We start from the raw sequence: 2,651 nt of genomic DNA, 5'->3' as shown, positions 1-2,651 counted from the left end.
CCAGCCAATTTAACTGTACACGTTTTGCCGTTTATTGAAGATATGGCAAAGGCTTATAGTGAGGCAGATTTAATTATTTGCCGAGCTGGAGCACTCACGGTAACAGAAGTTGCAACAGCAGGTGTGGCCGCAGTTTTTGTACCACTTCCTATAGCAGTTGATGACCATCAAACTGCAAATGCCAAATTTCTGGCAGATTTCGGTGCTGCAAAAATTTGTCAGCAATCGACTATGACACCAGATGTTCTAAATGAATTGTTCACTTCGCTGATGAACCGCCAGTTACTTACAGAAATGGCAGTGAAAGCGCGTCAACATGCCCAACCAAATGCGACTCAGCATGTGGTTGATCTTATCCAAAAAATGTAATCGGATTTACTATGTCTCCATCAACAGCTGCGAACCAAGCAAAAAAACTGATTAAAGTGCCTGAAATGCGCCGTATCAAACACATTCATTTTGTGGGGATCGGCGGTGCTGGGATGTGTGGCATTGCAGAGGTATTGGGTAACCAAGGTTATAAAATTTCTGGTTCAGACATTAAAGCATCTAAAACTACAGAACAATTAGAGCAAAATGGCATCAAGGTTTATATTGGCCATCAAGCGGAAAATATTAAAAATGCCAATGTGCTTGTAGTTTCTACAGCGATTGATCCAGAAAATCCGGAAATTAAAGCAGCGATTGAGCAACGTACTCCAATCGTACGCCGCGCAGAGATGTTAGGTGAGCTTATGCGTTACCGCCATGGTATTGCTGTAGCTGGTACACATGGTAAAACGACAACGACAAGTCTTTTAACGACTATGTTGGCTGAAGAAAACCTTGATCCAACTTATGTCATTGGTGGTTTACTTAACAGTACAGGCGTAAATGCTGCATTAGGTGAAAGCCGTTTCATCGTAGCTGAAGCTGATGAATCAGATGCATCTTTCCTTTATTTGCAACCAATGGCAGCGATTGTAACGAACATTGATGCTGACCATATGGATACCTATGAAGGTAGCTTTGATAAATTAAAAGATACGTTCGTACAGTTCCTTCATAACTTACCATTTTATGGTTTGGCTGTCGTTTGTGGTGATGACGCCAACATTCGTGAAATTATGCCGCGTGTAGGCCGTCCAGTCATTACTTATGGTTTTAATGAAGACAACGACATTCGCGCAATTGATGTTGAACAAGATGGCATGCGTTCACACTTCACCGTGTTACGTAAAGGTCGTGAGCCGCTACGTTTAACGATTAATCAACCGGGCATGCATAATATTTTGAATGCTTTGGCTGCGATTGGTGTTGCGACTGATGAAGGTGTTTCTGATGACGCAATTAGCCGTGCTTTAGCGGGTTTCAGTGGTGTTGGTCGTCGCTTCCAAGTGCAAGGCGAATTCGAACTTGCCGATGGTAACGTTAAGTTAGTTGATGACTATGGGCATCATCCGAAAGAAGTAGAAGCAACTATTAAAGCTGCTCGTCAGAGCCATCCAGATCGTCGTTTGGTGATGTTATTCCAGCCACACCGTTACTCTCGTACCCGCGATTGTTTTGATGACTTTATTGAAGTGCTTTCTCAGGTCGATCAATTATTATTATTGGAAGTTTATCCTGCCGGTGAAAAGCCTATTGTAGGTGCAGACAGCCGTACTCTAGCGCGTAGTATTCGTTTACGTGGACAGGTGGAACCGATTTTGGTTGATCCGGTTGAAGGTAATTTACAAAACATCATGCAAAATGTGTTACAACCAAATGACTTGTTATTAACGCAAGGTGCGGGTAACGTGGGAGCAATTTCTGTAGAACTTGCACAACACCATTTGTATGTGAAATAAACAAAAATATTGAATTATCGGGTTAAGGATTTAAACGTGTCAAATGCTACAAAATTCGGCAAAGTTGCCGTGCTATTTGGTGGGAAATCGGCTGAGCGTGCTGTGTCTTTAGATAGTGGTCAGGCAGTTCTGGACGCTTTATTGCGTTCAGGTGTTCAGGCTGAAGCATTTGATCCGCAAGACCGCAGTGTGACTGAACTTGTAAATTATGATCGTGCATTTATTGTATTGCATGGTCGTGGTGGTGAAGATGGCCAGATTCAAGGCGTGCTTGAATGGTTAAATCTGCCTTATACAGGAACTGGTGTGCAAGGTTCTGCGATTGGCATGGATAAAGTCAAAACCAAGCAAATCTGGCAAGGTAGTGATTTACCTACAGCGCCATATCGCATTATTACTAAAGAAACAGATTTAGATGCGGTGATTGCTGAGTTAGGCTTACCTGTAATTATCAAACCTGTACATGAAGGCTCAAGTGTCGGCATGAGTAAGGTTGAGAAAGCAGAAGATTTTGCAGCTGCAATTGAGAAGGCGACTCAGCACGATGCTGTTGTGATGGCGGAAAAGTGGATCACAGGTCGTGAATTCACAATCTCATTCCTAAATGGTCAGCCTTTACCGGTTATTCGTTTACAACCACCAGCAGATGTTGCTTTCTACGACTACGAAGCAAAATATCAACGTAATGATGTAGAGTATGGTATTCCTTGTGGTCTAAGTGATACAGAAGAGAAGAATCTTCAAGCATTGTGCTTACGTGCTTTTCAGGCAGTTGGTGCAGAAAGCTGGGGCCGTATTGATGCGATGCAGGATGAGCAGGGT

General features: G+C 42.9%; 3 protein-coding genes. All 3 read left to right on the top strand.

The genetic code is table 11. From position 1 onward, the window contains the following. Positions 1-369: UDP-N-acetylglucosamine--N-acetylmuramyl-(pentapeptide) pyrophosphoryl-undecaprenol N-acetylglucosamine transferase (locus UC75_RS21105; RefSeq protein WP_265597222.1), on the top strand; the 369-nt coding region annotated here is incomplete at its 5' end. Positions 370-380: 11 nt separating this feature from the next. After that, positions 381-1,829 carry a UDP-N-acetylmuramate--L-alanine ligase gene (gene murC / locus UC75_RS10360; protein ID WP_003654096.1) on the top strand — a complete coding sequence of 483 codons (1,449 nt, stop codon included), beginning with the start codon at positions 381-383 and terminating at the stop codon, positions 1,827-1,829. Between the two features lie 36 nt (positions 1,830-1,865). After that, on the top strand, positions 1,866-2,651 hold a 786-nt coding region (locus UC75_RS10355; protein WP_228137263.1), incomplete at its 3' end, for a D-alanine--D-alanine ligase.

Origin of the sequence: Acinetobacter sp. V2 (assembly GCF_001188385.1) — a bacterium.
Classification (GTDB): Bacteria; Pseudomonadota; Gammaproteobacteria; order Pseudomonadales; family Moraxellaceae; genus Acinetobacter; species Acinetobacter oleivorans.
Note: the sequence above shows the minus strand (reverse complement) of the source record. Positions and strands in the feature narration are given on the sequence as shown.